1 protein-coding gene is annotated in these 1,401 nt (G+C 56.7%); it reads left to right on the top strand.

Annotated elements, in window-relative coordinates:
* Positions 1 to 51: 51 nt before the first annotated feature.
* A protein-coding gene (locus QZM35_RS38070; RefSeq protein ID WP_089430986.1) for an IS3 family transposase occupies positions 52 to 1,401 on the top strand; the annotation gives its coding sequence in 2 pieces (ribosomal slippage) (positions 52 to 526 and positions 526 to 1,401; 1,351 coding nt annotated over the 2 pieces). This gene is flagged as partial in the annotation.

Raw genomic sequence — 1,401 nt, 5'->3', positions numbered from 1 at the left:
TGAACTGCACCCCAAAAGTTGGACATCGATCCAACCTTTGGGGTGTTTTTCATGAGCAAGTACACGGAGCAGTTCAAGGTATCCATTGCAGAGGAGTACGAGTCCGGCCACGCTGGGTTCCGTGAGATGTCCAAGCGCCACGGCGTCGATGAGGCGACGATCCGCAAGTGGGTGGCGGCCCATCGCATACATGGTCCGGCAGGCTTGAAGAAGAAGTGCGAGCGCTACAGCGCAGAGTTCAAGTTGCTTGTACTGCAGCAAATGCGTAGCGAAGGGTTGTCAGCGCGTGAGACGGCTGCACGCTTCAACATTAGGAACCGTACGGCCATCGGCCAGTGGAAACGCCAGTATGATGAAGGCGGTATAGACGCACTGTCGCCGCGCCAGCGGGGGCGCCCCAGGAAGATGCCCAAGCCACCGCTCACGCCACCGCCGCTACCCGAGGACGATACGCGCTCCCGACAGGAACTACTCGACGAGTTGAACTTCCTGCGCATGGAGAACGCGTACTTAAAAAAGCTCGAAGCCTTGGCTCAAGCGCAGCAGCGATCAGCGCAACGCAAAAAGCGCAAATCGTGCTCGAGCTAAGGCAGCAATATCCGCTTGCGGGCTTGTTGAAGGTTGCCGGCTTGGCGCGCAGCACGTTCTACTATCATCAGAAATTGCTCGGAGCAGCCGACAAGTATGCCGATACAAGGGCAAGAATCTGCTCGCTGTTCGAACGGCACAAGGGCCGCTACGGCTATCGACGCATCACGCTCGCTCTACGTAATCTGGGACAGGTGATTAACCACAAGACTGTGGCGCGTCTGATGGGTGAGTTGCGGCTGAAGTCTTGTGTGCGCCCGAAGAAATACCGCTCCTACAAAGGTAGCGTCGGACGTGTTGCACCTCATGTTTTACAGCGTCGGTTCTACGCAAAGCGTCCGAATGAGAAGTGGGTAACGGATGTCACGGAATTCAACGTGGGCGGCCAGAAGCTGTACCTGTCACCAGTGCTCGATCTGTACAACGGCGAGATCATTGCTTATGAAACCGCGAGGCGCCCGGCGTTCGAGATGGTCAGCGCAATGCTTCGCAAGGCATTGGCGCGCTTGAAGTCACACGAGCGGCCTCTCTTGCATTCGGATCAGGGCTGGCAGTACCAGATGCCTGCGTATCGCCGCCTACTGCAGCAACGAGCGCTCACGCAAAGCATGTCGCGTAAAGGGAATTGCCTGGACAACGCCGCCATGGAGAGCTTCTTCGGCACGCTGAAATCCGAGTTCTTCCATCTGAATCGGTTCCGCAACCTGGACGAACTGCAAACCGGCTTGGCAAGCTACATCCACTACTACAATCACGACCGCATCAAACTGAAACTAAAAGGGCTGAGTCCCGTGCAATACAGAACTCAGCCCT

The organism is Burkholderia sp. AU45274 (assembly GCF_030482505.1).
Taxonomy (GTDB): domain Bacteria; phylum Pseudomonadota; class Gammaproteobacteria; order Burkholderiales; family Burkholderiaceae; genus Burkholderia.
This window is presented reverse-complemented; position numbering and strand designations above follow the sequence as displayed.